A 25,107-nucleotide genomic window follows, 5' to 3' on the forward strand; every position below is an offset into this window, starting at 1 on the left:
ATGTTCCTGGTCATATGGGGCCTGCCGCATGGCTTTCAAACACACTTTTGCCGCAGCCTTCGCCCTTTTCCTCGCGATCTGCAGCGCCATTTCGTCGGCGCGCGCCGAGCCCTTCACCATCGTTGGCTTCGGCGACAGCTTGATGGCGGGTTATGGCCTTGGGCCGGGTCAGGGGTTCACCGAAAAGCTGCAGGCCGCGCTTCGCGCCAAGGGCTACGATGTCACGGTCGCCAATGCCGGCGTTTCCGGCGATACGACGAGCGGCGGCCTGTCGCGGCTCGACTGGTCGGTGCCGGACGGCACGCAGCTGGTCATCCTGGAGCTCGGCGCCAACGACATGCTGCGCGGCGTTTCGCCCGCCATAGCGGAAAAGAACCTGGACGCCATGCTGGCAAAGCTGAAGCAGCGCAAGATCGCCGTGTTGCTGGCCGGGATGCGCGCGGCGCCGAATCTCGGCGCCGATTACCAGAGGGCCTTCGACGCGACCTTTCCGAGACTGGCTGAAAAATACGGCGTGCCGCTCTATCCTTTCTTTCTCGAGGGCATCGCCGGCCAATCCGTCCTGCAGCTCGAAGACGGTCTTCATCCAAACGCCCGAGGCGTCGACCGCATCGTCGAGGGTATCCTGCCCAGCGTGGAGAAGACCATTGAAGCGATCCGGGGCAATTCCTGAAGGCGAGGGTTCGCCGCCGCAACACCTTCCGCGGGGAAGCTTTTAGGCAGGCCTGCGACCAACAAACCCCTTGCCCCGTTTGAATATCGATGATTCGCTAGGGGCAAGAGTTCGATTCGAGGACAGGAGGCTTGCCATGCCGCGTCTTTTTACCGCCCTCGAAATACCGCGTGATGCCGCTCTTTCGCTGTCCCTGCTCAGGGGCGGCCTGCCCGGAGCCCGCTGGATCGACGTCGAAAACTATCATCTGACGCTGCGCTTCATTGGCGATGTCGAGGGCCATGTCGCCGACGAAATCGCCAACGCGCTCGACCGCGTTCACCGCCCGTCCTTCCCGCTGACGCTGTCCGGCGTCGGCGCCTTCGGCCAGAAGAAGCCGCATGCGGTGTGGGCCGGGGTCGCCGCTTCGCCCGATCTTTCCGCTCTGCAAAGCGAAATCGAGCGCATCTGCCAGCGGCTCGGCATCCCGGCCGACCCGCGCAAGTTCATGCCGCATGTGACGCTGGCCCGCCTGCGCAATGCGAGCCCGCTCGACGTCGCCCAGTATCTGTCGGCGCGCGGCAATTTTTCGACGCTGCCGTTCCGGGTCGGCCGCTTCGTGCTGATGTCGTCGCGCGACTCGGTCGGCGGCGGGCCTTACGTCGTCGAGGAGGCTTGGCCGCTTTCAGGTGCCGACAACCGCGTCGCCAGCCGTTTGGCCGGCGCCGCCGACGCTTCGCGGATCATGCGGTAGACGGACATGGCCAGGGAGAAACTAGCAAAAGAGGCGATCAGCGCCGAACTTGCCGGCCTCGACGGCTGGTCGCTGGCCAAGGATGGTGGTTCGATCAGCCGCAGCTTCACTTTCAAGAATTTCTCGGAAGCCTTTGCCTTCATGACCCGCGTTGCCCTGGCTGCGGAGAAGATGGACCACCACCCCGACTGGTCGAACGTCTACAAGACGGTAAACGTGACCCTCAACACCCACGACGTCGGCGGCCTGACCGCGCTGGATTTCGATCTGGCCAGGAAGATGAACCGCTATTTCGGCACCTGACGTTATCTGCACCTTGCAGCGAGGTTCGGCTTTCACCACATTTTGCCTCGCGGTCACGCGTGAAGTCACGCGACGGCGGCAAGGAGAGGTTGATGGCGCAAAAATCCGGTTTTGATTTCTTCGGCCTCGGCAGCAAGCTGGGCAATGAGAGCGAAGTACGCGAAAAGTTCTGGCGTACGGCGAAGAAGGCTGCCCGGCAGATCCCGTTCATGGAGGAGGTGGTCGCCGCCTATTACTGCGCCATGGACAAGAAGACGCCGCTGCGCGCCAAGGGCACATTGCTGGCTGCGCTCGGCTATTTCGTGCTGCCGACGGACGTCATCCCCGATTTCATCTTTGGGCTTGGCTTCACCGACGACATCGCTGTGCTGACCGCGGCGATCACAACCGTCAGCGCCCACATCACGCCGGCGCACCGGCTCGCCGCCAGGCAGGCCATCGCCGACAAGAGCTGAGCCGGTACGGCGCAAAAAATCGCGCGGGAACCGACTTTCCGGCCGTCAAAGCCACCGCCGCACCCGCGTCTTGTAGGCGCGATAGGCGTCTCCGAACTTACGCTCGAGATAACGCTCTTCCGGCGCGATGACGCCCGTATTGATCACCCACAGCAAGGGAATGACGAGCGCGATACCCCAAAGACTTCCGGCCGCGACACCGAGGCCCAGATAGATAAGGGTCGCTCCCAGATAGAACGGATTTCTGGTCCACCGATAGATACCGTCGACGACCAGCGCCGTCGTTGGCGAGGTCGGTGGTATGTTGGTTCCAGCGGCCTGAAAGCGGCCCGCCGCCATAAAGATGAGCACCAAGCCGCACACCGCGAGCACGGCGCCGGCCAGATAGCGGGCGAGGGCCTGCCCGGCCATGACCGAGAGCGGCGCGAGCACCTCGAGCACGGTTGCCGCCGCCAGGAAGCCGAGGAAGATCAAAGGCGGCAGCGCAATGACCCCCGCCACGTCGGGCGCGCCCGGTCCGCCCGCCACCTCTCCGCCATCCGACCGGGGCACCGCGCCGCTGGCCACCGCGCGGACGGCGACACGAATGCCGAACACGATCGCCAGGACGACTGTGCCGCCCGCCAGGATCAGAACTGTCTCGGAAATGGCCATGGCCAAATCTCCCGTAAGCCGCCAAGGAGGGCACCCTGGCCGAGTGCCGTGGAGCCGAACGCAGACATATACCGCCTGGCGGGAAATTCGTCACGTAGCTCTCAGAAAAGCGAGAATCGCTGCAAGACCTAGCTGCTTGAAAAGTCAAACTCTTGCCGTTTTCGTGGCCTCCAAGTCGCGGCAGGGACATTGCGCCAGCCGCTTTTTCAAGCGGCAGCGCGAAGACGGCGGCGGTTTCCTGGCGTGAACATCCTTTTCTCAGGGGAAATTCACCGTTTGGTAACCCAGATTAAATCAAAATGAAGCGACGGGCAGGACGCCGAGCCGGCCTGCCGCCGCACCAGTGGAATACGGGAAAAGCGATGCGCGGATTGATTGCTATAGTTTCCAGCCTGGCCCTGGTGGCCTTGACGGCGCCCGCGCTGGCGCAGTCGGCAACCAAGATCGGCCAGCACAATGCCTGGGGCACCTACAGCTACCAGGCGTCGGGCGGCGGCAAGGTCTGCTATGTCCTGACCGTGCCAACCGACAAGCAGCCGCCGACGCTCGATCATGGCGACATGTTCTTCTTCGTCAGCCAGCGGCCGGGGCAGCAAGTGTCCTACGAGCCGCAATTCATCGCCGGCTATACCTTCCAGGAAGGTTCCAAGGCCACCGTCACCATCGACAAGAAGTCTTTTTCGATGTTCACGCGCGGCAAGTCGGCCTGGGTCGAGAACGCCGCCGAGGAGCCGGTGCTGATCGCCGCGATGAAGACCGGCACCGACATGAAGGTGTCAGCCAAGTCCGGCCGCGGCAATACCACCACCTACGTCTTCTCGCTGAAGGGCATCTCGGCGGCGCTGGCCTCGATCGCCAAGTGCAAGTAAAGTCCTCGTCCGGGACGTTCACCACCTAACACAGCGACGTAAAGAACCAGCGTTCGTGCGGTCTTGCCTTCTCTCCTTGTGGGAGAAGGTGGATTGGCGCGCAGCGCCAAGAGGGTTGAGGGGTGCTGGACGGAGTGCAGGGGATGCCAAGCTGGAACACCCCTCATCCGACCGAGCTTCGCTCGGCCACCTTCTCCCACAAGGGGAGAAGGAAGAACCCCCTGCATGACTCCGCCATCAACCTGTGCTATGCGCCGCGCTTCATTTCGGGCACGATGCTGTAATCGGCCCCAAATCGCTTATATTGGCGCAACAATGACCCTTTCATTCGATCTTACCGCCGAAGGCGCGCGTGACGCGTTGCGCACCCGCACGACGCCTGAAAAGCCGTCGCTGATCGGCTTGACGCGCGCCGAACTCGGGGCCGCCCTCGTCGCCGCCGGCATCGTGCCGGAGCGCCAGGCGAAGATGCGCGCCCAGCAGCTCTGGCACTGGATCTATGTGCGCGGCGTTTCCGATTTTGCCGGCATGTTCAACATCTCCAAGGATTTGCGCGCCGCACTGGACAGGCATTTCACCGTTGCCAGGCCCGAGATCGTCGAGGAGCAGATTTCCTCCGACGGCACGCGCAAATGGCTGTTCCGCTTTCCGCCGCGCGGCGCCGGCCGGCCGGTCGAGATCGAGACCGTCTACATTCCCGAAGAAGGCCGCGGCACGCTCTGCATCTCCTCGCAGGTCGGCTGCACCCTGACCTGCTCCTTCTGCCACACCGGCACGCAAAAGCTGGTGCGCAACCTGACGGCGGAAGAAATCCTCGCCCAGCTTTTGACAGCTCGCGACCGGCTCGGCGATTTCCCCGACCGCGACACGCCCGACGGCGCCATCGTGCCGGCCGAGGGCCGGAAAGTGTCCAACGTCGTCATGATGGGCATGGGTGAGCCGCTCTACAATTTCGAGGCGGTGAAGAAGGCGCTGCTGATTGCATCCGACGGCGACGGGCTTTCCCTGTCGAAGAGGCGCATCACGCTGTCGACCTCGGGCGTCGTGCCCGAAATCTTCCGCACCGGCGAAGAGATCGGCGTCATGCTGGCAATCTCGCTGCACGCTACCAATGACGATCTGCGTGACCTTTTGGTACCGATCAACAAGAAGTATCCGCTCAACGAGCTGATCGCTGCCTGCCGTGCCTATCCCGGCCTGTCCAACGCCAAGCGCATCACCTTCGAATATGTGATGCTAAAGGACGTCAATGATTCCATCGAGGACGCCAAGGCGCTGATCAAGCTGCTCAAGGGCATCCCGGCCAAGATCAATCTGATCCCGTTCAATCCGTGGCCGGGCACCAACTACCAGTGCTCGGACTGGGAGACGATCGAGAAATTCGCCGACTACATCAACAATGCCGGCTATGCCTCGCCGATCCGCACGCCGCGCGGCCGCGACATCCTCGCCGCCTGCGGCCAGCTCAAATCGGACTCCGAGCGCATGCGCAAAGTCGACCGGCTGGCGCTGGAAGCGATGATGATCGCAGGGCACGGCGAGGCGTGAATCGCGTCGTCGCCTATCTGATCCGCTTCGCCGTCATCCTGATCGGTTATGGCGTCGCCTCGCTGGCGGCCAGCGCATTTCTCAATATCATGTTTCTGGCGTCCCTGGGCTACACGCCGGAGCAGGCACCGCCGGCGGCGACGGCTTCCCTCTATTTTTCCGTCCCCTTCGTCGCGCTGTTCGTCGCCTATTTCGCTTTCATGCCGGCGGCGATCGCCATCCTGGTTTCCGAAATCCTCGGCCGGCGCGACTGGCTGTTCTATGCACTGGCGGGCGCGGCGGTGGCGGCGGTCTTCCTCGGCTTCGTCCACCAGACGAACGACGCCAATTTCGAGGTTACCAACACAAGCGTCATGCTGGCGGTGATCGGCTGCGGCATGGTCGGCGGTATTTTCTACTGGCTGAGCGCCGGCCGCTCGGCTGGGAGCTGGCGTCAAATCGGACGCCCTATTTCGCCTGGGCCGTCAGGATCTTGAGCGCGAAGGCCGAAAAAACTCCGGCAAACAGATAGTCGACGACGCGCGTCACGCGCGGGCTGGCTTTCATCGCCGCCGAGAATTTTTCCGCCGCCAGCACCATCGGCGCTGTCACCGGGACCGACAGCACGACGAACATCGCGCCGAGGAAGAACAGCTTTCCCGGCGCATTGGGATCATGCGCGGAGACGAATTGCGGCAGGAAGGTCATGAAGAACAGGATGATCTTCGGATTGAGCAGATTGACGCCGAGCCCCGCCGCCCAGCTGCGAACCAGCGATATCTGCGGCCCGCTCTTCTTCTCCGGTGAAAACGCCGACCCTTTTGTGATCGCCTGCCAGGCCAGGAAGACCAGATAGCCGGCGCCGAAAATCTTCAGCACGAAGAACGCCATCGGCGAGGCGACGATCAGCGCCGAGACGCCGACCACCACCAACGTGGTGTGGATCAGCGTGCCGCACAGCGCGCCGGCCATCGAGGCGAAGCCGGTGGCGCGGCCCTGGCTCAGCGTGCGCGACACGAACAGCGTCATGTCCGGCCCAGGCGTAATCGCCAGGATCACCGTCGCGATGGCGAATTGGATAAGCGTAGCGTTGTCGGGAATGAAGGACATTGGCGGCCTCGGACAAGAAGGCGCAGCCTATAGCGCAGGCGCCTCGCCGACGCCAGCATCTCGCCGCCACGGCGTCCGGTCCAGCGCTTGCGGCTCCCAGGCGCCTGTTCCTCCCTTGCGCAGCCCCGAAACGCCGTGATACCTCGCCCGCAAGAATCCTGTCGCGGAACCGCCCACCATGTCGAAAGCAAAAGCCGTCAAGAAAGTCGTGCTCGCCTATTCTGGCGGCCTTGACACCTCGATCATCCTGAAATGGCTGCAGACCGAGCTCGGCGCCGAGGTCGTGACCTTCACCGCCGATCTAGGCCAGGGTGGCGAACTGGAGCCGGCTAGGCGCAAGGCCGAGATGATGGGCATCAAGGATATTCGCATCGTCGATGTCCGCGAGGAGTTCGTATCCGATTTCGTCTTTCCGATGTTCCGCGCCAACGCTGTCTATGAAGGCACCTATCTGCTCGGCACCTCGATCGCCCGGCCACTGATCTCGAAACATCTTGTCGAGATCGCCAGGGAGACCGGCGCCGATGCGATCGCCCATGGCGCCACCGGCAAGGGCAACGATCAGGTGCGTTTCGAACTCTCGGCCTATGCGCTCAACCCCGACATCAAGGTCATCGCGCCCTGGCGCGACTGGTCGTTCAAGTCGCGCACCGATCTGATCAATTTCGCCGAGCAGCACCAGATTCCGGTGCCGAAGGACAAGAAGGGCGATGCGCCGTTCTCGGTCGACGCCAACCTGCTGCATTCCTCCTCCGAGGGCAAGGTGCTGGAAGACCCGTGGAGCGAGCCGCCGGAATTCGTCCACCAGCGCACCATCTCGCCGATGGATGCGCCGGATGAGGTCACAGAGATCGAAATCGAATTCCTCAAGGGCGATCCCGTCGCGCTCAACGGCAAGAAACTGTCGCCGGCAACGATGCTGGCGGCGCTGAACGATCTCGGCCGCGACAATGGCATCGGCCGGCTCGATCTGGTCGAGAACCGTTTCGTCGGCATGAAATCGCGCGGCGTCTACGAGACCCCCGGCGGCACCATCCTGATATCGGCCCACCGGGCGATCGAATCGATCACGCTGGACCGCGGTGCCGCCCATCTCAAGGACGAGTTCATGCCGCGTTATGCCGAGCTGATCTATAACGGCTTCTGGTTCGCGCCCGAGCGGCTGATGCTGCAGGCGATGATCGACAACAGCCAGGAAGACGTCGAAGGCATCGTGCGGCTGAAGCTCTACAAGGGCAACGTCATTGTCACCGGCCGCAAGTCGAGGAAGACGCTCTATTCCGACGCGCTGGTCACCTTCGAGGACGACCGCGGCGCCTACGACCAGAAAGATGCCGAAGGTTTCATCCGCCTCAATGCGCTGAGGCTGCGCACGCTGGCGGCGCGTGGTCGTAAAGGCTAAGTATATATTCATGAAAATCCTGCTTAGCCTGGATCCATACTCTTAGTGAGCTAATGTAGTTGTTTCTAATGACAGCTGCAGAGCTTTTCTTGCTTGACCTCATGGCCGGATTGTCCAATTGTTTTTTTGGGCAATGGGGCTGTAATAATGCGACTTGGTCTTTTGATTTTGACGGCGATGATCGGCATTCTGGCGGGCTGCCAGACCGGACAGGACATCACGAAGAAGGATCCCCAGGCGGGATGCATCGCCGCTGTCGCTACATGGACCATTACGTTCAAACATGAGATCGCAGCCTTCATGGGCGTTTCTCAGGAACGCATGCCGAGCCTCTTCTGCCGGCGCTTGGGCGATGCGGTGCGCAGCGGCCGAATTGGCTTCTCCGACATAAACAGCCTTCAGCTCGACCAATCCACCGACATCTGGAAGGTCATCAAAGGCAAGTGACAGGTCGGCGATGGTTAGTTTGCGACGCGCCACGCGACTTCCGCTGATGTTGCTGGCGGGCCTGGCAGCAGCCGGAGCGGAGGAATTCGATCCCACCTCGCTCGACCTCGCCGCGCTGATTGAATGCAGGGCCGACGTGCCGGCCTATAACGGATTCGCCTTGTGGCTGAGCGGTGAGCCCGGCGCGGCGGAAAAACTTGGCTGGAAGGAAGTCACCGCCGGCAATCCTTTCCTCAGGCAATACGAGCTGCCGGCCACGGTCGGCGTCTTCGGGCGCGAAACGGCGGCCGTCGTCCTTACCGCGACCGGGCCGATGGCGGTGTTTGACGATGTTTCCGCGCCCGATCTCGCTCGAGCGCTCGGCGTCACAGCGCAAATCTCGACACCGGACAAATTCCTTGGCGAGAAGGTGCTCGTCGAAAGCAGCGAGGAAGCCGACGGCATGACATTTTCCACGCACATTGCGCTCAATGTCTCAACCGTTAATTCACATCCCGGCAAGGTTCTCGCCGGCTGCTCCTACGCGCTCGACGTGAAATAGAAAGCCCGGCGCATGGCCGGGCTTTCTGTCGAATCATTCTATCGAATAGAGATTTCTGTCAGTCGGCATCGATGGCTGTGGCCATGCGGGCGATGGCCTGTTGATAGACGCTAGCGGAATTCCAGCCAGCGATTGCGCCCATATTCGCCTGCGCGCTCGCTCCGGCCCGCCAACCATGGCCCTTGAGGAAGTTGGCCGTGGAAGCCAACGCAGTGCTCTTGTCGCGCAGATTTTTGTTGCCGACGCCATACGTCAAAACATTTCCGGGCAGGAACTGCGTGTGGCCGATCTCGCCATGTGCGGCACCGACCGACGAGGCGCTCAACGCTCCGCGATCGACCAGCTTCAGGGCTGCAATGGCATGGGGATAGAAGAACTCCGGACGGCGGCAATCATAGGCGAGCGTTAAAATGGCAGAGACCGTATTCTGGTTGCCCATGGCGGAACCGAAGCCCGTCTCCATACCCCAGATGGCGATCAACACACCCGGCGACACGCCGTAATTCCGTTCGATCTTGTCGAACAGCGCCGCATTGGCCTTCTTCAGCGCACGGCCCCTGGCAATGATCGCGGACGCGCCACGGCGCTTCATGAAAGCTTCGACCGAGCCGCTGAAAGCCTTATGGATGGCGCGGTCGACGGAGATCGTCTTTGTCGCGTAGGTTGCGCGAGCCAGAGCGGCCAGACCCTTCGAGCCGACACCGTCGGCCTTGGCCTCCGCGGCAAACTCCGGTTTCCACGCCTCGAAGCCGGCGCCGTTTTTGCCACAACTGGCCGCCGCCTGCGCGCCCGTCGCCAGCGCAAGCACCGCCACCACCGTGGCCACTACAAACATCTTCCCCTTGGCAAGAAATGCCATGCTGCTCTCCTGGTTGCCTGAATCACGTTCCCAATTGCGAATTTGCCAGCGAAACACCTGCTTGTCACTGTCCCGGCGCTGCGCCGATGCACTCAATACAGCAGGAACTTCAAATCCACCACACTGGCGGATGCCCGGGAATTTGCCTACGATCAAGTAATTATTGTGGCGGGGACAGAATAAGCATGAAAGACGTTGATGTCGTGATCGTCGGCGCCGGTTCGGCCGGACTTTCGGCTGCCAAGACCCTGCGCGCCGCCGGTTTTTCCTTCAAATTGTTAGAAGCGATGAACCGCGTCGGCGGCCGCGCCTGGACCAGCGACCAGCATTTCGGCGTGCCGTTCGACATCGGCTGCGCCTGGCTGCATGCGGCAGACCGCAATCCCTACTTTCCCGAGGCGAAAGCCGCCGCCTGGACGCTTCATCACCACGACATGAATGTCGATCATCTCTACTACCGCGAGCGAAAGGCAAGCGAAGCCGAAGAGGCCGCGATGAAGGTGGCCGACGCAAGACTGCTCGAACTGGTGGCGGCACGTCAGGTGAGGGAAGGCGACGATGACCGCCTTTCGGCATTGCTCGCCAAAGGCCACGCGCCGCGCGCCGCCGCAACCTTCGCGGGGCCGATGGATTTCGGCGCCGACGAGGACGAGATATCGATCCGCGACTTTCAGGCCGCCGCCGATCTCGATCCGAACTATTTCACCAGGGAAGGCTTCGGCACGCTGGTTGCGCGCTTCGGCGCCGACGTGCCGGTGGAGCTGTCGACGCCGGTGCGCAAGATCCTCTGGGATGGGCCGGGCGTAGCCTGCGTCACGGATCGCGGTACCATCCGCGCCAAGGCTGTCATCGTCACCGCCTCGCCGGCAGTGCTCGCCTTCGAGGAGATTGCGTTCTCGCCCGCACTCCCCGATGGGCATTTCGCTGCCTTCTTCGATCTGCCGATGGGCATGCTGACCAAGCTGCCGGTCGAAATATCCGGCACGAGGCTTGGCTTGGAGCCGTTCGACGATTTGCTGATCGAGCGGCTGGCCCGGCACGACATCTACTTCCTCTGCTTTCCCTTCGACTTCGATTTGATGGTCGGTTTCGTCGGCGGCGATTTCGCTTGGGAGATGTCGGCGGCGGGCGAGGCGGCCGGCATCGACTTCGTCGTCGACCGGCTCTGCGGCATCTTTGGCGGCGACGTACGAAAGCATGTCGGACGCGCAATGATGACCAATTGGGGCGCTGAGCGGTTTGTGCGCGGCGCCTATGCGGCGGCGCGGCCCGGCCGCTCGCAAGCGCGCGCCACGCTGATGCAGCCGGTGGCGGAAAAGATCTTCTTCGCCGGCGAGCATTTGGCCGGTCCGCTGATGCAGACCTGCGGCGGCGCCAGATTGTCGGGCGAGGCAGTGGCCAGGGAGGTCGTGGCCCAGCTTGCGGCAAAATAGCATCGGCCGGCAGGAACGTGGGCCGGTGACAGGCGTTTGGCCTTGTCCTGTTCGCCTCGTCCTCCGCATTTCGAATGATTTGAGACGCCAATGAAGCTTTTCGACTGCCCGCATTGCGGCCACCGTCTCTATTTCGAGAACGCGCAATGCCTGAACTGCGCCAGCCTCGTGCTCTATGATCCCGAGCATGCGCGTTTTGTGCTGTCCGGCATCGACGACATCTTCCAATGCACCAACGCCGACGAATGCGCCTGCAACTGGATGGCGGAGCCTGGCCACGCCTTCTGCCGCGCCTGCACGCTGAACCAGCTGATCCCGGATCTGTCGGTCGACGGCAATCGCCGCCGCTGGATCCGTGTCGAGGCGGCAAAGAAGCGTGCCGTCTATTCGCTGCTCGCCTTCGGCCTGCCGGTCGCATCCAAGCAGAATCCCGGCGACGAGATCGGCCTCGCTTTCGATTTTCTTGCCGATCCTATCGGTGGCGGTCCCGGTGGCGAGCGTATCCTGACCGGCCATGACAACGGCCTGATCACGCTCAACGTCGCCGAGGCGGACTCGGCTGAGCGCGAGCGGCGGCGCGTCGAGATGGGCGAGAACTACCGCACGCTGCTCGGCCATTTCCGCCATGAGCTCGGCCATTACTATTGGGACCGCCTGATCCGTGACGATCCGCAAAAGCTTGCCGGTTTTCGCGCTTTGTTCGGCGACGAACGCGCCGGCTACGAACAAGCGCTGAAGACCTATTACGCCGATGGCGCGCCGCCCGACTGGCAGCAGCGCCATATCTCGGCCTATGCGACGTCGCACCCGTGGGAGGACTGGGCCGAGACATGGGCGCATCACATGCACATCACCGACACGCTGGAGATGGTGCATGCGCTGAATTTCCCGCTCGGCCGGCTGGAGACCGTCGAAGCCAACGAGCTGCCGCGCGCCGATACCGGCGGCGAGCTGCAGCCGGCACCATCGGAACCCGCCACCAGGCCGGAGCCTTTCGAAAAGATCCTCGACCGCTGGCTGGTGCTGTCGGAAGCTTCCAACTCGATCAACCGCTGCATGGGCCTGCCCGATCTGTATCCCTTCGTAATCTCCGACGTGGCGGCGCAAAAGCTTGCTTTTGTTCACGAGCTTTTGACTGACCTGCCGAAAACTATTGGAACAAATCGTGAGCCGGCGGAGGCTTTTTAGCCGGAACGCATGCCGCTTTGCTTCGTTTTCGGTCCCGAGGGACTGTGAAACGGAGAGAAAACCATGAAACGCATATTGTTTCCGGCGGTGGCCGGAGCGCTCATAGCGATGTCGGGCTCTGCTTTGGCCGAAACCGCCGTCTCGGCCATCACCGATCTCAATGTACGCGCCGGCCCCGGCCCGCAATATCCGGTCATCGGGGTACTCGCGGCCGGCCAGTCGGCGACGCTCGACGGCTGCATCGCCAACAGCAAATGGTGCACCATCGCCGAGGCCAACGGCCAGGGCTGGGTCTATTCCGACTATGTGACGGCCGATTTCGGCGGCAGCCGTGTGGTCCTGACACAGCGTCCGGCCGGCGCCGACATTGCCGTCGTGACACCGCCTGCCGATAGCGCCGAATATTCCGACAGCTATACCGGAGCGATCGTTGCCGGCGAGGCGATCGAGCCCATCCGGCGGCCGCCGGCGGAAATCCGCACCTATGTCGAAACGAACCGGCTCGATCCGGTCTATCTCGAAGGCGAGGTGGTTACCGGCGCGATGTTGCCCGACACCGTCGAGCTGCGCGAGATACCCGATTATGATTATCGCTACGTCTATGTGAACGGCCAGCCGGCGCTGGTCGATCCGAGCAGCCGGCGTATCGTGTACGTCGTGCGCTGACGCGCAAAACAGGGCGGTCGCCCTGTAATGGCGGCCGCTCACACCCCGACATTGCCACAAGCCGGCATTGCCGCTGCAATACCGGTTTCCACTTTTGCGTCCGATGCTCTAGATCATGCGAGCCGAAGCACCAGCCAGCGAGCCCGCGTGACGATCGACCCGACCGCCTTCCAACAGTACCGGCACACCGCCAACGAGAAGACCACTTTGCCGCGCCTTCTGCTTGGAACGGTCGTCGTCATCCTGTTCTGGCTCGGAATCACTGCCGCCGTGCTGTTCGGCGGCACCTATGCCTTTGCCGTTTGGCAGGCGTCGTCTGGCACCGCCCCGCCAGGTGGAGGAGCGGTGCAGGATTTCATGGCCTCTCCAGCGGGCATCCTCGCGGCGCTGGCTTCGTTTGCCGGAATCTGGCTCGGCCTTTGGGCTGCCATGCGCTGGATCCATCGCGAGAAGCTGACGGCCCTGATCGGCGTCAGCCGGCGCATTTCATGGTCGGGGTTCCTGAAAGGGCTGGCCGCCGTGCTGATCACCTCGCTGCTTTCCGAGATCCTGCTTTACGGCCTGCAGCCCGATATTGCGCGCGGTACGATCGGCCTGTCCTCGTGGCTTTTGTTCCTGATCCCGATCGCTGCGCTGACCTTTCTGCAGACCTCGTCGGAGGAGATGCTGTTTCGCGGTTATCTGCTCAGGGGCCTGGCGAGCCGGTTCCAGAACCCTTTCATCTGGGCGCTGCTGCCGGGATTGCTGTTCACCTCGCTACATTGGAGCCCAGGCTCGAGCGCCGCGATCAATGCCTGCGTGCTGGCCTCGATCGCCGCCTTTGCGCTGCTGCTGACGCTTCTGGTCTATGCAACCGGCAATCTCGGTGCCGGCTTCGGCGCCCATCTCGGCAACAATCTGACCGGCTTCCTGCTGATTTCGCACCCAGCAAAGCTATAATTCCTTCGCCCTGTTCAACGCCAAGCCGCTCGAAGCCGCCGGCTGGACGACTTCAGACGCCGTCCTCATCGCCGCGATCGGCATCGTCAGCAGCCTGTTGACCGTTCTGCTGCTTTTGCATCCGCGCTCCCCGCTGAAGGTCGAGCCGGATATGGCGCGCGCCAGCAGCGTGCGCTGATGCGCCTTGCCTGGTTGTCCTGAGCATATTTGGCGCAAAGCCTGACCAAAGCTTGACTCCGCGGCCGATTTCCTGTCTACACGCCGCGAAATTCCGCGACGAGTATTCCTCCGAGCAAACCGACCGGGACGCCGAAACCTCTTTGAGGTGAAGTGCTGTAAATCGATCCCGGAGGCCAACACCCGGCAGCGCTGTGCGCCCCCGGGTGCTTTTTGGCTTTGGGCTTTTGCCCGGACCGGCTTTTGCTTGGACAGCTGGCGCGAACGCATTACCTCTCGGGCATCATCCGGGTGCCAGGGAAAAGGAAAAAGAATGTTTGAATCGCTACAGGAACGTCTTGGTTCGATCCTGAACGGCCTCACCGGCCGCGGCGCCTTGTCGGAGGCGGATGTCTCGGCGGCGCTGCGCGAGGTGCGCCGCGCGCTGCTCGAGGCCGACGTGGCGCTGGAAGTGGTGCGTTCCTTCACCGACAAGGTGCGCGAGAAGGCCGTCGGCGCCGCCGTGGTCAAGTCGATCAAGCCCGGCCAGATGGTCGTCAAGATCGTCCATGACGAGCTGGTCGAGATGCTCGGCGCCGAGGGCGTCGCCATCGACCTCAATGCGCCGGCTCCGGTCGTCATCATGATGGTCGGCCTGCAAGGTTCCGGCAAGACGACGACCTCGGCCAAGATCGCCAAGCGGTTGGCCGAGCGCCAGAACAAGAAGGTCTTGATGGCCTCGCTCGACACGCGGCGTCCCGCCGCGCAAGAGCAGCTCCGTCAGCTCGGCGAGCAGGTCAAGGTCGCGACGCTGCCGATCGTCGCCGGCCAGACGCCAGTCGACATCGCCCGCCGCGCCGTGCAGGCGGCAAAGCTCGGCGGCCATGACATCGTCATCCTCGACACCGCCGGCCGTACGCACATCGACGAGCCGTTGATGGTCGAGATGGCCGACATCAAGAAGGTGTCGTCGCCGCACGAGATCCTGCTGGTTGCCGATTCGCTGACCGGCCAGGACGCCGTCAATCTGGCGAAAAGCTTCGATGAGCGTGTTGGCATCACCGGCCTCGTGCTGACCCGCATGGACGGCGACGGTCGCGGTGGCGCAGCACTCTCGATGCGCGCCGTCACCGGCAAGCCGATCAAGCTGATCGGCATCGGCGAAAAAATGGACGCGCTGGAGGAATTCCACCCCAAGCGCATCGCCGACCGCATCCTCGGCATGGGCGACATCGTCAGCCTCGTCGAAAAGGCAGCCGAGAACATCGACGCCGAGCAGGCGGCGGCGATGGCCAAGAAGATGCAGTCGGGCAAGTTCGACCTGAACGACCTCGCCGGCCAGCTTCAGCAAATGTCGAAAATGGGTGGCATGGGCGGCATCATGGGCATGATGCCGGGCATGGGCAAGATGAAGGACCAGATGGCCGCCGCCGGTCTCGACGACAAGATGTTCGGCCGCCAGCTCGCCATCATCTCGTCGATGACCAAGGCCGAGCGCGCCAATCCCGATATTCTGAAGCACTCGCGCAAGAAGCGCATCGCCGCCGGCTCGGGCACCGACGCGGCCGAAATCAACAAGCTGTTGAAGATGCATCGCGGCATGGCCGACATGATGAAGGCGATGGGCGGCAAGGGCAAAGGTAGCGGCCTGATGCGCGGCATGATGGGCGGCCTCGCTTCCAAGATGGGGCTCGGCGGCATGATGCCCGGCATGGGCGGCCAAGGCGGCATGATGGGCGGCGGCATGCCCGATCTGTCCAAGATGGACCCCAAGCAGCTCGAGGCCTTGCAGAAGCAGGCACAGGCGGCCGGGCTCGGCGGCATGAAGGGCCTGCCCGGCGGCTTTCCCGCTGGCGGTGGCCTGCCTGGCTTGCCCGGCGGCATGAAGCTCCCTGGTTTGCCGGGATCCGGCGGCGGGCTGCCTGGCCTCGGCAAGAAGAAATGAGGGCGCCATGAACGAAGAAAAGGACATGGCTGACGCGCGCGCGGCGCTGGTCAATTATCGCGCCTCGATCGACAACATCGACGCGGCGCTGATCCACATGCTGGCCGAGCGCTTCCGCTGCACCAAGGCGGTCGGCGTGCTGAAGGCGGAGCATGGCCTGCCGCCTGCCGATCCGGCACGCGAGCAGCAGCAGATCGCCCGTCTTCGCCAACTGGCGAAGGACGCCCATCTCGACCCGGATTTCGCGGAAAAATTCCTGAACTTCGTCGTCCGCGAAGTGATCCGCCATCACGAGCAGATCGCCGCATCCAACGGCATAACGAAAACCGGCTGAGGACCAGCCACCAACCGATCAACCAAATCAGAGCTTTTTAGGAGAAAAGAAATGCCACTGAAAATCCGACTGGCCCGTGCGGGCTCGAAGAAGCGTCCCTATTACCACGTCGTCGTCGCCGATGCCCGTTCGCCGCGCGACGGCCGTTTCATCGAGTCGCTTGGCTCGTGGAACCCGCTGCTGCCCAAGGACGGCGAACGCGTCAAGGTTGACGCCGAGCGCGTCAAGCATTGGCTGTCGCACGGCGCCCAGCCGACCGACCGCGTGCTGCGCTTCCTCGACGAGGCCGGCCTCGCCAAGCGCGAAGCCCGCGCCAACCCGAAGAAGGCCGAGCCCGGCAAGAAGGCGCAAGAGCGCGCAGCCCTGCTGAAGAAGGCGCAGGAGGAAGCTGCAGCCGCTGTTGCCGCCGCTTCCGCCGCGCCGGCCGAGGCGGAAGCCGCCAGCGCCGAATAAGTCATCGATTGCCCTTCACAAAACGGCTGACCAGTCACAAAACGGCGGGCCTTTGCCCGCCGTTTTGCTGTCCATCCGTATGATGCGGCCCGATCAATAGCCTTCCGGGCAACTCGCAACGTAGACACGGCCATTGCGATCGCGATAACGGCACTGGCCGCTTTCGCTGGCACGGCCGATCAGCGCACCGGCCAAGGCGCCGGCCGCACCGCCGATCACCGCGCCCTTGGTCGGGTTGCCGGCCACTGCGGCGCCGACCGCCGCACCGCCCAGGCCACCAACGGCCGCGCCTTGCTCAGTACGGGAGCAGGCACCGAGCGGCACCAGCAGGGCCATCAAGATCATCACCTTTTTCATTGTCGTTCCTCTCCAACAGGGTGCCGTCCTCGCCGCTGCGCCCCCTAACTCGCAACCAGCCAATTTGATCCAAAGAAGAAGATCGGCAGCAGACCGGGCGGCGCTCGATTTGATCCAAAGAGAAGAAAGGCGGCGGCAGACAGCGCCCTCTCTGGCGGCGTGGCCGCCATCGAACGGCTTTGGAAGTCGCTGCTATTGGCTGAACGGGATCAGCGCGCGCACCCTTGGATCGCGCAGATACAGGCCGCCCCAGAGGATGGCGCCGAGGTAGACGCCGAACAGCATATGCGAGAACAAAGGGCTGCCGATACGCACATGCGTGGCGATGGCGCCGCCGAGATAGGCGGTGAGCAGGATGGCGCCGAGCACCGAGGTGCGCGGCAGTACATAAAGTGCTGTCGAGACCAATCCAATGATGCCGAGCATGCGCGAGACATTGGCATCGGCTGGCCAGCCGAGCTGCACCATGGTCTGGGTGACGATTTCGAGCGGCGGTAGCTTGATGACGCCGTCGAAGATCATGAACAGCACGATGACGGCGCTGAGCACGCGACCGGCCCAGAGGGCGCGCGGTGAGACGGATGCTGCCTGAGACTTGGTCATTGATGTTCCCTCCGGTCGTTGCGAGCACTGGCTTTTCTGCCAGCTCGAACCAAGGACGCGTCCCATGACGGCCATCCGACATGCCTCCAGTGCTTTTTCACTCCGGGGACGGCGACCTTGGATGTGCAAGTTCAGCCAGCAACCAACCTGGCCAAGTCCACCTTGCGAGGTGAGGTGGAGGGCGTTATTGGAAATCCGTAAGGGTATCTCCCGAGCGCTCGACGGCAGCAGCCGCCTAATCGCACAACGAAAGTAAGCGATGGCCGGAGAGACCGACCTGAAAAAGTTGCTGGCGGCAATGACGCCGGAGTTGCTTGCCGGCGTTCATGTCTTCACCACGTTGCCACCTGATGCGGCCGTTCCCGACCAGCTCGATCCGGTAATGCTGTTTCGCGAGCACAGGGCATGACGCTGATCGTGCTTGAAGACCAGGCCAAGACCGCTGGCCTGAAAACCGTGTTCCGCTGCCGGATGCTGACGCTGAACGTCCATTCGTCGCTGGAAGCGGTCGGCTTCCTCGCCGCCATCACCGCGCGGCTGGCCACCGCCGGCATCGGCGTCAATCCGGTCTCGGCCTTCTACCACGATCACCTGTTCGTGCCCGCCGACCGGGCGGAGGAGGCGCTGGATGTTTTGCAGAAACTCGCTGCGGACGCCGCACGATAAGGATCAATGCCTTCGGACGTACAAAATGTCGGGCAATCGCTCTTCATTGTTCGTGCCGTTGCCCAAAGCTTCCGCGCGAAAACCATGGCGCTCGTAGAAGCGCCGAGCGCCTGAGTTCGACTGAAAGCAATGCAATTTCACAACCGGCAAATTCGCGGTTGCTTGTGTCAGCAGCCGGGCGCCGATGCCTTGGCCAGTCCAGGCAGGATCCAGATAGAGCTGCTCGACCCATTCTCCTGCAACGGCGACAAAGCCAACAATGGCCGCGTCGATTTCGGCGACCGTCACGTGCTGCTGCGCCAGCACGGTGCCGCTGATGAAGGCCATCTCCTCATCCGGTGTATGCAGGACCGGCATCCAGTCGAACGACGAAAGCGCTGCGCGCATGATCCTGGCAATTGCGCCTGCGTCCGACCCGTTAGCCGGACGCAGCGCGATTTTAGTCGCAATGCTCATCTCACAAGCCTGCGACCGCGGGCCGCCGGCCGTCCGGCGCCCCCGCGGAGGGCCAGCCGCGAAGCGGCGATGCGGCCCGTGAGCGAGAAGTTATGCCGCCTTCTTCTTTGGCTGGATCAGCCCGCGCTCGACCAGCAGCTCCGCGATCTGAACCGCGTTGAGTGCCGCGCCTTTGCGCAGATTGTCGGAGACGATCCACATCGACAGGCCGTTGTCGATGGTCGAATCCTCGCGGATGCGCGAGATGAAGGTGGCGTCCTCGCCAGCCGATTCCAGCGGCGTGATGTAGCCGCCGTCCTCGCGCTTGTCGATGACCTGGCAGCCCGGCGCCTCGCGCAGGATCTCGCGCGCCTCATCGGCGGTGATCGGCTTCTCGAACTCAATGTTGACCGCTTCCGAATGGCCGATGAACACCGGCACCCGCACGCAGGTCGCCGTCAGCTTGATCTTGGGATCGAGCATCTTCTTGGTCTCGGCCACCATCTTCCATTCTTCCTTGGTGAAGCCGTCGTCGAGGAAGACGTCGATATGCGGGATGACGTTGAAGGCGATGCGCTTGGTGAACTTCTTGACGTCGACGGAATCGGCGACGAACACCGCCCGCGTCTGCGTGAACAGTTCGTCCATGCCTTCCTTACCGGCGCCGGAGACCGACTGGTAGGTAGCGACGACGACGCGCTTTATGGTGGCGAAGTCATGCAGCGGCTTCAGCGCCACGACCAGCTGCGCCGTCGAGCAGTTCGGGTTGGCAATGATGTTCTTGCGTGTGAACAGCGAAATCGCATCCGGGTTCACTTCGGGAACGATCAGCGGCACGTCCTGGTCGTAGCGGAAGGCCGATGAATTATCGATGACGACGCAGCCCTGCTTGCCGATCTTCGGCGACCATTCCTTGGAGACGTTGCCGCCGGCCGACATGATGCAGATGTCGGTGTCGGAAAAATCATATTGGTCGAGCGTCCGGACCTTCAGCGTGCGGTCGCCGAACGACACTTCCGTGCCCTGGCTGCGCCGCGAGGCCAGCGCCACCACCTCGCTCACCGGAAAGCCGCGCTCTTCCAGTATGTTGAGCATTTCCCGGCCCACATTGCCCGTGGCGCCGACGATCGCAACCTTGAAACTCATCGAAATCTCCTGTCCCTCTCCGCTCGGTTTCTGGAGAAAACCCGCCGGCCAATGCGGGTTTCACCCCGGGCCGGACCCGGGAGAGGGTGGTTAGGCCAAGGGAATCAGACCGTTTTGGTGGTCGTTTTACCGGTTTTTTTGACCAAGAACGTGGTTTTGCTGGAACGGAAAGGCGCACCGAGACGTCCGGCCCAATGGTTCGCATTGGGGCCGGGGATGTCGAAGGCAAGAAGCGCCATCAAAAGGCCGCGCATCGAAAACTATCCCGTTCGGTGCCGGCTTTTACGCGGTTTGCGTAAGGAGTCAATCGCAACCAGGCGGATCGCCCGCCCTGTACAATGAGGGCGGCACGAAGTACGAACGGGCATCGTTTGGCTCGTGGCGCCCGTCGTGGCGCTTGCCGACATCAGACCCGTCGCCGGGCATTTAAGAATCCGAATTTCGAAAGAAGCATATGTCCAACTTCGAAGCTATTGTCCCCGCGCTGGCAAAGGCGCTGGAAAAACGCGGCTATGTCGAGCTGACACCGGTGCAGAAAGCGGTTCTTGAGCTCGGTCAGGCCGATGCGCTGGTTTCAGCCCAGACCGGCTCCGGCAAGACCGTCGCTTTCGGACTGGCCTTGGCGCCGACGCTGCTCGACGGCGCCGAGCGCTTTTCCCACGCGGCGGCACCCCTGGCGCTGGCCGTGGCGCCGACACGGGAGCTGGCCCTGCAGGTGACGCGCGAACTGGAATGGCTCTACGAGCTGACAGGCGCCACGGTGTCGTCCTGCGTCGGCGGCATGGACATGCGCACCGAGCGACGCGCGCTGGAGCGTGGCGCCCATATCGTCGTCGGCACGCCCGGCCGCCTGCGCGACCACATCACCCGCAATTCTCTCGACATGTCGGCGCTCAAGGCAGTCGTGCTCGACGAGGCCGACGAGATGCTCGATCTCGGCTTTCGCGAGGACCTGGAATTCATCCTCGACGCCGCCCCTGCCGAGCGCCGCACGTTGATGTTTTCCGCGACCGTGCCGCGCTCCATCGCCACGCTGGCCAAGGGCTACCAGCGCGATGCCGTGCGCATCTCGGCCTCGGGCGAGGAGAAGCAGCATCTCGACATCGAATACCGGGCGCTGGGCGTCGCGCAGGCCGACCGCGAAAACGCCATCATCAACGTGCTGCGGTACTATGAGGCGAAGAACGCGCTGGTGTTCTGCAACACGCGTGCCGCCGTCAATCACCTGACAGCGCGCTTCAACAACCGCAACTTTTCCGTCGTGGCACTGTCCGGCGAGCTGAGCCAGAACGAGCGCAGCCACGCGCTGCAGGCGATGCGCGACGGCCGCGCCAAGGTCTGCATCGCCACTGACGTCGCGGCGCGTGGCATCGACCTGCCCAACCTCGAGCTGGTGATCCATGCCGACTTGCCGACCAACCCGGAGACGCTTCTGCACCGAAGCGGGCGAACGGGACGGGCGGGGCGCAAGGGCGTCAGCGCGCTGATCGTGCCCAACAATGCCCGCAAACGCACCGAGCGGCTGCTGCAGAGTGCCGGCCTTGCGGCGACCTGGGCGAGCCCGCCCTCGGCCGACGACGTGATCCGGCGCGATGACGAGCGCATTCTCGCCGACCCGGTCCTCAGCGAGCCTATGAAGGATGAGGAGCGAGGCTTCGTCCAGGCGCTTCTCGATCAGCACGGACCCGAACAGGTCGCCGCAGCCTTCGTACGGATGTGCCGCTCCAGCCGCTCGGCGCCGGAGGATCTTCTCGACGTCGCACCGTTCACGCCGTCGGGCGAAAAATTTGCGCGCCGGGACGAGGCACCGAGCCGCCGCGACGATTTCGGCGACAGCGTCTGGTTCTCGCTGTCGGTCGGACGCCGGCAGAATGCCGAGCCGCGCTGGCTGATCCCGATGCTGTGCCGGACAGGCGGCATCTCCAAGCGCGAGATCGGCGCCATCAAGATGCAGCCGGAAGAAACCTTCGTGCAGATCGCGGCGGACTGGGCCGAGCGCTTCCTCGCCGCGATCGGCCCCGACCGCAAGCTGCAGGGCAACATTGCGGTCAAGCGGCTGGACGGCACGCCCGATCTGTCGCGGGCCGGCTATCAGGAGCCGCGCCCCGACAAGAAGCCGCACCGCGGCAAGCGGACATTCGATCAGAACGCGCCCAAATTCGAGAAGCGCGCACCGGCTGACCAGCGCCCGGCATTCGAGGCAAAGCCCTGGGCCGGCAAACCGGCCAAGGCGAAATTCGAAGGCGGACCGGCGAAACACAAGAAATCGAAGAAACGGCCGGGGTGAATAGCCTGCCCCTTCCATTTCGCGCACGCCCCTTGCGGTCTACCGGAACTTTGCACAGTCTGGGGCAGGGCAATGGGGTGGGCAGGACATGCGCGGCGAAGTTCTTCACTATGACGAGGACCAGGCCTTCGGTTTCATTACCGGGGCCGATGGCAACCGCTACAGCTTCGCGCGCGAGGACTGGCGCCGCCAAGCGTCGGTTGCCGGAGGCACGACCGTCGAATTCCAGCCGGCTGGCGGACGGGCACGCGATGTTTTTTCGATCCACGCCCAACCTGCCAGTGCACCCGCCCGTGCCTCCGCTGCAACGGCCGCCCCATCTCAGGCCGGCAATGCGCCCGCGGCACGTCAGCCGCAACATTTCGGCCGTTCCGCTGAAAATCAAACCGCCGAATCCACCGGCCTGTGGAGCTACTTCTCGCGTGGCCTGACCGAAAATTATTTCAACTTCGCCGGCCGTGCCCGCCGCAAGGAATATTGGACCTATTGCCTGTTCTGGACGATCGCGCTGATCGTGGCGACAGGACTCGGCGTCTTCATCGACGACGCCATGGGCAATCTCGACAACAGTGAATTGCCGGCAGTGACGGTCGGCCTTTGCGGCCTCTTCCTGCTGGCGACAGCCCTGCCGTGGTTCGGGCTCAACGTGCGCCGCCTGCACGATATCGGCCTGACCGGCTGGCTCTTCCTGCTTTTCCTGATCCCGACCTTCGGCACCGTGATCATCCTGATCTTTGCGCTGATCCCGACCCAGCCGCGTGAAAACCAGTGGGGTCCGGTGCCGGCGGGTGTCCAAATCTAACCGCGGGAGTGCCGCCGCATCGGCGGCAGTCGCCCAGCGGACGTCGACCTACACAGGATCAGCCCAGGAACTTGGCGATGATCGCGTCGCCCATCTCAGCGGTGCCGACCTCGGTCATCCCCGGCGAATGAATATCCCTGGTGCGCAGGCCGTCGTCGAGCACGGCGGCGATCGCACCTTCGAGCTTGTCGGCTTCAGTCACCATGCCGAAGGAATAGCGCATGCACATGGCGAAGGAGGCGATCATGGCGATCGGATTGGCGATGCCCTTGCCGGCGATGTCGGGCGCCGAGCCATGCACCGGCTCGTAGAGCGCCTTGCGCTTTTTTGTCTTCGCATCCGGCGCGCCGAGCGAGGCCGACGGCAGCATGCCGATCGAGCCGGTCAGCATGGCGGCGATGTCGGACAGCATGTCGCCGAACAGATTGTCGGTGACGATGACATCGAACTGCTTGGGCCAGCGCACCAGCTGCATGCCGCCGGCATCGGCGAGCATATGGTCGAGCTTGACGTCGGCATACCTGGCCTTTTGCGTCTGGCTGACGACCTCGTTCCACAGCACGCCCGATTTCATCACATTGCGCTTTTCCATCGAGGTGACGTGGTTCTTGCGCGTGCGTGCCAATTCGAAGGCAACGCCCGAAATGCGCTCGATCTCGAAAGTATCGTAGACTTGGGTGTCGATACCGCGCTTCTGGCCGTTGCCGAGATCGATGATCTGCTTCGGCTCACCGAAATAGACGCCGCCGGTGAGCTCGCGCACGATGAGGATATCGAGCCCCTCGACCACCTCCTGCTTGAGCGAGGAGGACGCCGCCAGCGCCGGATAGCAAATGGCGGGTCGAAGATTGGCGAACAGCTCCATGTCCTTGCGCAGCCGCAGCAGACCCGCCTCCGGGCGCACCTCGTAAGGCACGGCATCCCATTTCGGTCCGCCGACGGCGCCAAACAGCACCGCGTCCGCCGCCATTGCCTTGGCCATGTCGGCATCGGAAATCGCCGCGCCATGTGCGTCGTAAGCGCAGCCGCCGACAAGGCCCTCATCGGTGACGAAATCGCTGCCGAGCTTGTCGTTCATCGCGGCGATCAGCTTCTTCACCTCGGCCATCGCCTCGGGGCCGATGCCATCGCCGGCAAGCAGGAGAAGATTTTTCGAAGCCATGAGAACCGTCCCGATTATTTTAGCGCATGAACGCGGCCTTGCTAAACGCCAAGCGACCGACGCGCAAGCCTGCGGTTCAGAGCATCGGACCCAAAAGTGGCAACCGGTTTTGGGAAAATCCGATGCTCAAGACAAAACGTCTACAGATGCGAAAGGATATTGACCAGCCTGCCGAACGGGTCGCGCACGAAGAAGCGCCGCACGCCCCAGGGTTCGTCCGCCGGACCGTATTCGATGGCAAAGCCGGCCGTCCTCATGCTTTCAAGCGCGGCATCGACGTCGTCGACTTCGATAGAGATGTCCGGCACCGGCGTTCCTGATCCCCCTTCGGCCATGAAACTGACCTGTACGGACATCGTCTCTTGCGAGCCATAGGTAGCGATCCAGCCCATATCCATCTTGAGATCGAGGCCGAGCACATCCTGATAGAAGGGTTTTGCCGCCGCGATATCCTGCGTGTCTATGTTTGCAACGATGCGTCTGACCTTCACCATGGGCCGATCCTCGTGCTAACCGTATCGTTGTCACAACCGTGACAGGTATCAGGCTGTGCGCCGCAGCGCCGTCACCTCGATCTCGATCTTCATTTCCGGCTTGTTGAGCTGGCACACGATCATCGTTGCTGCCGGCCTGATCTCGCCAAACGCCTCGCCGAGGATCGGGAACACCACATCTACGAAAGCCGCATCGGTGATGTAGTAATGTGCCCGCACCACGTCAGCCATTTCGAAGCCGCCATCTCGCAACGCCTTGGCGATCGTCGTCAGGCAATTGCGCGTTTGTGCCTCCACGGTCTCCGGCATCGACATGGTCGCATAATCGTAGCCGGTCGTTCCGGACACGAAACACCAGTCGCCCTGCACCACGGCGCGCGAATAGCCGGCGGTCTTTTCGAAGGGCGAACCGGTGGAGATCAGTTTTCGCATGGGTCCTCCGCAAATCGTCGCGGATATCTTGCAGGG

General features: G+C 63.0%; 30 protein-coding genes and 1 pseudogene. 20 read left to right on the forward strand and 11 right to left on the reverse strand.

The features are described from left to right. Window positions 1-28 precede the first annotated feature (28 nt). The 4 genes from NKI50_RS24860 (at window position 29) to NKI50_RS24875 (ending at window position 2,164) form a co-directional block, all read left to right on the forward strand. Window positions 29-673, forward strand: coding sequence for an arylesterase (locus tag NKI50_RS24860; protein WP_023721894.1), 645 nt, complete (start codon window positions 29-31; stop codon window positions 671-673). 136 nt (window positions 674-809) lie between these two features. Further along, a complete protein-coding gene (gene thpR, locus NKI50_RS24865; protein ID WP_352481070.1) occupies window positions 810-1,406 on the forward strand; it encodes an RNA 2',3'-cyclic phosphodiesterase in 597 nt (198 codons plus the stop codon). 6 nt (window positions 1,407-1,412) lie between these two features. Then, on the forward strand, window positions 1,413-1,709 hold the full coding sequence (locus tag NKI50_RS24870; RefSeq protein ID WP_352481071.1) for a 4a-hydroxytetrahydrobiopterin dehydratase: 297 nt from the start codon (window positions 1,413-1,415) through the stop codon (window positions 1,707-1,709). Window positions 1,710-1,801: 92 nt separating this feature from the next. Continuing rightward, entirely contained in the window at window positions 1,802-2,164 is a 363-nt protein-coding gene (locus tag NKI50_RS24875; RefSeq protein ID WP_023721897.1) for a YkvA family protein, read from the forward strand. A gap of 45 nt (window positions 2,165-2,209) precedes the next feature. On the opposite strand, the gene NKI50_RS24880 is transcribed toward NKI50_RS24875, so the two are convergent. Then, the gene (locus tag NKI50_RS24880; protein ID WP_352641052.1) at window positions 2,210-2,818 is read right to left on the reverse strand and encodes a methyltransferase family protein; all 609 of its coding nucleotides are present in this window, start codon (window positions 2,816-2,818) and stop codon (window positions 2,210-2,212) included. A 362-nt stretch (window positions 2,819-3,180) separates the two neighbouring features. Between NKI50_RS24880 and NKI50_RS24885 the strand changes: the two genes are divergently transcribed. From NKI50_RS24885 to NKI50_RS24895, 3 genes are all read left to right on the forward strand, one after another. Continuing rightward, window positions 3,181-3,687, forward strand: a complete 507-nt coding sequence (locus NKI50_RS24885) for an invasion associated locus B family protein (RefSeq protein ID WP_023721899.1) — start codon at window positions 3,181-3,183, stop codon at window positions 3,685-3,687. Between the two features lie 315 nt (window positions 3,688-4,002). After that, entirely contained in the window at window positions 4,003-5,235 is a 1,233-nt protein-coding gene (gene rlmN / locus NKI50_RS24890; protein WP_352481073.1) for a dual-specificity RNA methyltransferase RlmN, read from the forward strand. Next, window positions 5,232-5,711, forward strand: coding sequence for a hypothetical protein (locus tag NKI50_RS24895; protein WP_023721901.1), 480 nt, complete (start codon window positions 5,232-5,234; stop codon window positions 5,709-5,711). The genes rlmN and NKI50_RS24895 overlap by 4 nt, the downstream gene beginning before the upstream one ends. On the opposite strand, the gene NKI50_RS24900 is transcribed toward NKI50_RS24895, so the two are convergent. Next, window positions 5,683-6,324 carry a LysE family translocator gene (locus tag NKI50_RS24900; RefSeq protein WP_023721902.1) on the reverse strand — a complete coding sequence of 214 codons (642 nt, stop codon included), beginning with the start codon at window positions 6,322-6,324 and terminating at the stop codon, window positions 5,683-5,685. The genes NKI50_RS24895 and NKI50_RS24900 overlap by 29 nt on opposite strands. Window positions 6,325-6,502: 178 nt before the next feature. Here NKI50_RS24900 and NKI50_RS24905 point away from each other — a divergent pair, with 178 nt between their 5' ends. From NKI50_RS24905 to NKI50_RS24915, 3 genes are all read left to right on the forward strand, one after another. Then, window positions 6,503-7,726, forward strand: a complete 1,224-nt coding sequence (locus NKI50_RS24905; RefSeq protein WP_352481074.1) for an argininosuccinate synthase — start codon at window positions 6,503-6,505, stop codon at window positions 7,724-7,726. A gap of 147 nt (window positions 7,727-7,873) precedes the next feature. Continuing rightward, the gene (locus NKI50_RS24910; RefSeq protein WP_352481075.1) at window positions 7,874-8,173 is read left to right on the forward strand and encodes a hypothetical protein; all 300 of its coding nucleotides are present in this window, start codon (window positions 7,874-7,876) and stop codon (window positions 8,171-8,173) included. 46 nt (window positions 8,174-8,219) lie between these two features. Further along, the gene (locus NKI50_RS24915; protein WP_352495991.1) at window positions 8,220-8,714 is read left to right on the forward strand and encodes a hypothetical protein; all 495 of its coding nucleotides are present in this window, start codon (window positions 8,220-8,222) and stop codon (window positions 8,712-8,714) included. Window positions 8,715-8,772: 58 nt separating this feature from the next. Here the strand turns inward: NKI50_RS24915 and NKI50_RS24920 are convergent, their stop codons facing one another. Beyond that, window positions 8,773-9,573: a lytic murein transglycosylase gene (locus NKI50_RS24920; RefSeq protein ID WP_023721906.1), complete on the reverse strand. Its 801-nt coding sequence runs from the start codon at window positions 9,571-9,573 to the stop codon at window positions 8,773-8,775. Window positions 9,574-9,758: 185 nt separating this feature from the next. Between NKI50_RS24920 and NKI50_RS24925 the strand changes: the two genes are divergently transcribed. From NKI50_RS24925 to rpsP, 7 genes are all read left to right on the forward strand, one after another. Beyond that, window positions 9,759-11,006, forward strand: coding sequence for a flavin monoamine oxidase family protein (locus NKI50_RS24925; RefSeq protein WP_352495992.1), 1,248 nt, complete (start codon window positions 9,759-9,761; stop codon window positions 11,004-11,006). Between the two features lie 90 nt (window positions 11,007-11,096). Beyond that, on the forward strand, window positions 11,097-12,194 hold the full coding sequence (locus tag NKI50_RS24930) for a zinc-binding metallopeptidase family protein (RefSeq protein WP_352481078.1): 1,098 nt from the start codon (window positions 11,097-11,099) through the stop codon (window positions 12,192-12,194). A gap of 63 nt (window positions 12,195-12,257) precedes the next feature. Continuing rightward, window positions 12,258-12,860: a DUF1236 domain-containing protein gene (locus NKI50_RS24935; RefSeq protein ID WP_023721909.1), complete on the forward strand. Its 603-nt coding sequence runs from the start codon at window positions 12,258-12,260 to the stop codon at window positions 12,858-12,860. Window positions 12,861-13,007: 147 nt separating this feature from the next. Continuing rightward, on the forward strand, window positions 13,008-13,799 hold the full coding sequence (locus NKI50_RS24940; RefSeq protein WP_352717877.1) for a CPBP family glutamic-type intramembrane protease: 792 nt from the start codon (window positions 13,008-13,010) through the stop codon (window positions 13,797-13,799). 490 nt (window positions 13,800-14,289) lie between these two features. Beyond that, on the forward strand, window positions 14,290-15,900 hold the full coding sequence (ffh, locus tag NKI50_RS24945; protein ID WP_352481079.1) for a signal recognition particle protein: 1,611 nt from the start codon (window positions 14,290-14,292) through the stop codon (window positions 15,898-15,900). 7 nt (window positions 15,901-15,907) lie between these two features. Beyond that, on the forward strand, window positions 15,908-16,234 hold the full coding sequence (locus NKI50_RS24950) for a chorismate mutase (protein ID WP_023721912.1): 327 nt from the start codon (window positions 15,908-15,910) through the stop codon (window positions 16,232-16,234). Between the two features lie 51 nt (window positions 16,235-16,285). Next, entirely contained in the window at window positions 16,286-16,687 is a 402-nt protein-coding gene (rpsP, locus tag NKI50_RS24955) for a 30S ribosomal protein S16 (protein WP_023721913.1), read from the forward strand. Between the two features lie 93 nt (window positions 16,688-16,780). Here the strand turns inward: rpsP and NKI50_RS24960 are convergent, their stop codons facing one another. Then, window positions 16,781-17,044, reverse strand: coding sequence for a YMGG-like glycine zipper-containing protein (locus NKI50_RS24960; RefSeq protein ID WP_023680734.1), 264 nt, complete (start codon window positions 17,042-17,044; stop codon window positions 16,781-16,783). Window positions 17,045-17,236: 192 nt separating this feature from the next. Continuing rightward, window positions 17,237-17,647: a DoxX family protein gene (locus tag NKI50_RS24965; protein WP_023721914.1), complete on the reverse strand. Its 411-nt coding sequence runs from the start codon at window positions 17,645-17,647 to the stop codon at window positions 17,237-17,239. Between the two features lie 259 nt (window positions 17,648-17,906). Here NKI50_RS24965 and NKI50_RS24970 point away from each other — a divergent pair. Then, window positions 17,907-18,313, forward strand: a pseudogene (locus NKI50_RS24970) (ACT domain-containing protein). A 3-nt stretch (window positions 18,314-18,316) separates the two neighbouring features. Here NKI50_RS24970 and NKI50_RS24975 read toward each other — a convergent pair. The 3 genes from NKI50_RS24975 to NKI50_RS24985 all read right to left on the reverse strand — a co-directional run bounded on the left by NKI50_RS24975 (window position 18,317) and on the right by NKI50_RS24985 (window position 20,148). Then, complete coding sequence (locus NKI50_RS24975; RefSeq protein WP_352548521.1) at window positions 18,317-18,700, reverse strand: GNAT family N-acetyltransferase; 384 nt, start codon at window positions 18,698-18,700, stop codon at window positions 18,317-18,319. A gap of 159 nt (window positions 18,701-18,859) precedes the next feature. Beyond that, complete coding sequence (locus tag NKI50_RS24980; protein WP_023721916.1) at window positions 18,860-19,894, reverse strand: aspartate-semialdehyde dehydrogenase; 1,035 nt, start codon at window positions 19,892-19,894, stop codon at window positions 18,860-18,862. Window positions 19,895-19,998: 104 nt separating this feature from the next. Beyond that, window positions 19,999-20,148 (reverse strand): hypothetical protein, encoded by a 150-nt coding sequence (locus tag NKI50_RS24985; protein WP_023721917.1) that lies wholly within the window; start codon window positions 20,146-20,148, stop codon window positions 19,999-20,001. A gap of 200 nt (window positions 20,149-20,348) precedes the next feature. On the opposite strand from NKI50_RS24985, the gene NKI50_RS24990 reads away from it, so the two are divergent. Continuing rightward, window positions 20,349-22,181 (forward strand): DEAD/DEAH box helicase, encoded by a 1,833-nt coding sequence (locus tag NKI50_RS24990; protein ID WP_352587998.1) that lies wholly within the window; start codon window positions 20,349-20,351, stop codon window positions 22,179-22,181. An 88-nt stretch (window positions 22,182-22,269) separates the two neighbouring features. Further along, window positions 22,270-22,983 (forward strand): DUF805 domain-containing protein, encoded by a 714-nt coding sequence (locus tag NKI50_RS24995; protein ID WP_352717880.1) that lies wholly within the window; start codon window positions 22,270-22,272, stop codon window positions 22,981-22,983. A 58-nt stretch (window positions 22,984-23,041) separates the two neighbouring features. On the opposite strand, the gene leuB is transcribed toward NKI50_RS24995, so the two are convergent. From leuB to NKI50_RS25010, 3 genes are all read right to left on the reverse strand, one after another. Next, complete coding sequence (leuB, locus tag NKI50_RS25000; RefSeq protein WP_352495996.1) at window positions 23,042-24,145, reverse strand: 3-isopropylmalate dehydrogenase; 1,104 nt, start codon at window positions 24,143-24,145, stop codon at window positions 23,042-23,044. 140 nt (window positions 24,146-24,285) lie between these two features. Next, complete coding sequence (locus tag NKI50_RS25005; RefSeq protein WP_352570210.1) at window positions 24,286-24,636, reverse strand: VOC family protein; 351 nt, start codon at window positions 24,634-24,636, stop codon at window positions 24,286-24,288. Between the two features lie 51 nt (window positions 24,637-24,687). Next, entirely contained in the window at window positions 24,688-25,071 is a 384-nt protein-coding gene (locus tag NKI50_RS25010) for a RidA family protein (RefSeq protein ID WP_352495997.1), read from the reverse strand. Between the last annotated feature and the right edge of the window lie 36 nt (window positions 25,072-25,107).

Origin of the sequence: Mesorhizobium sp. M0563 (assembly GCF_040321065.1) — a bacterium.
Taxonomy (GTDB): Bacteria; Pseudomonadota; Alphaproteobacteria; order Rhizobiales; family Rhizobiaceae; genus Mesorhizobium.

Bases quoted from the DNA above. Each gene is read 5' to 3' on its own strand.
- thpR (WP_352481070.1), top strand. From the start codon at position 810: ATGCCGCGTCTTTTTACCGCCCTCGAAATACCGCGTGATGCCGCTCTT.
- NKI50_RS24975 (WP_352548521.1), bottom strand. From the start codon at position 18,700: ATGCGCGCAGCGCTTTCGTCGTTCGACTGGATGCCGGTCCTGCATACA.
- NKI50_RS24965 (WP_023721914.1), bottom strand. From the start codon at position 17,647: ATGACCAAGTCTCAGGCAGCATCCGTCTCACCGCGCGCCCTCTGGGCC.
- NKI50_RS24900 (WP_023721902.1), bottom strand. From the start codon at position 6,324: ATGTCCTTCATTCCCGACAACGCTACGCTTATCCAATTCGCCATCGCG.
- NKI50_RS24885 (WP_023721899.1), top strand. From the start codon at position 3,181: ATGCGCGGATTGATTGCTATAGTTTCCAGCCTGGCCCTGGTGGCCTTG.
- NKI50_RS24950 (WP_023721912.1), top strand. From the start codon at position 15,908: ATGAACGAAGAAAAGGACATGGCTGACGCGCGCGCGGCGCTGGTCAAT.
- NKI50_RS24990 (WP_352587998.1), top strand. From the start codon at position 20,349: ATGTCCAACTTCGAAGCTATTGTCCCCGCGCTGGCAAAGGCGCTGGAA.
- NKI50_RS24905 (WP_352481074.1), top strand. From the start codon at position 6,503: ATGTCGAAAGCAAAAGCCGTCAAGAAAGTCGTGCTCGCCTATTCTGGC.
- NKI50_RS24910 (WP_352481075.1), top strand. From the start codon at position 7,874: ATGCGACTTGGTCTTTTGATTTTGACGGCGATGATCGGCATTCTGGCG.
- NKI50_RS24935 (WP_023721909.1), top strand. From the start codon at position 12,258: ATGAAACGCATATTGTTTCCGGCGGTGGCCGGAGCGCTCATAGCGATG.
- NKI50_RS24930 (WP_352481078.1), top strand. From the start codon at position 11,097: ATGAAGCTTTTCGACTGCCCGCATTGCGGCCACCGTCTCTATTTCGAG.
- NKI50_RS24860 (WP_023721894.1), top strand. From the start codon at position 29: ATGGCTTTCAAACACACTTTTGCCGCAGCCTTCGCCCTTTTCCTCGCG.
- NKI50_RS24880 (WP_352641052.1), bottom strand. From the start codon at position 2,818: ATGGCCATTTCCGAGACAGTTCTGATCCTGGCGGGCGGCACAGTCGTC.
- ffh (WP_352481079.1), top strand. From the start codon at position 14,290: ATGTTTGAATCGCTACAGGAACGTCTTGGTTCGATCCTGAACGGCCTC.
- NKI50_RS24995 (WP_352717880.1), top strand. From the start codon at position 22,270: ATGCGCGGCGAAGTTCTTCACTATGACGAGGACCAGGCCTTCGGTTTC.
- NKI50_RS24985 (WP_023721917.1), bottom strand. From the start codon at position 20,148: ATGCGCGGCCTTTTGATGGCGCTTCTTGCCTTCGACATCCCCGGCCCC.
- NKI50_RS24875 (WP_023721897.1), top strand. From the start codon at position 1,802: ATGGCGCAAAAATCCGGTTTTGATTTCTTCGGCCTCGGCAGCAAGCTG.
- NKI50_RS25010 (WP_352495997.1), bottom strand. From the start codon at position 25,071: ATGCGAAAACTGATCTCCACCGGTTCGCCCTTCGAAAAGACCGCCGGC.
- NKI50_RS24870 (WP_352481071.1), top strand. From the start codon at position 1,413: ATGGCCAGGGAGAAACTAGCAAAAGAGGCGATCAGCGCCGAACTTGCC.
- NKI50_RS24980 (WP_023721916.1), bottom strand. From the start codon at position 19,894: ATGAGTTTCAAGGTTGCGATCGTCGGCGCCACGGGCAATGTGGGCCGG.
- leuB (WP_352495996.1), bottom strand. From the start codon at position 24,145: ATGGCTTCGAAAAATCTTCTCCTGCTTGCCGGCGATGGCATCGGCCCC.
- NKI50_RS24915 (WP_352495991.1), top strand. From the start codon at position 8,220: ATGTTGCTGGCGGGCCTGGCAGCAGCCGGAGCGGAGGAATTCGATCCC.
- NKI50_RS24920 (WP_023721906.1), bottom strand. From the start codon at position 9,573: ATGGCATTTCTTGCCAAGGGGAAGATGTTTGTAGTGGCCACGGTGGTG.
- NKI50_RS24960 (WP_023680734.1), bottom strand. From the start codon at position 17,044: ATGAAAAAGGTGATGATCTTGATGGCCCTGCTGGTGCCGCTCGGTGCC.
- NKI50_RS24925 (WP_352495992.1), top strand. From the start codon at position 9,759: ATGAAAGACGTTGATGTCGTGATCGTCGGCGCCGGTTCGGCCGGACTT.
- rlmN (WP_352481073.1), top strand. From the start codon at position 4,003: ATGACCCTTTCATTCGATCTTACCGCCGAAGGCGCGCGTGACGCGTTG.
- rpsP (WP_023721913.1), top strand. From the start codon at position 16,286: ATGCCACTGAAAATCCGACTGGCCCGTGCGGGCTCGAAGAAGCGTCCC.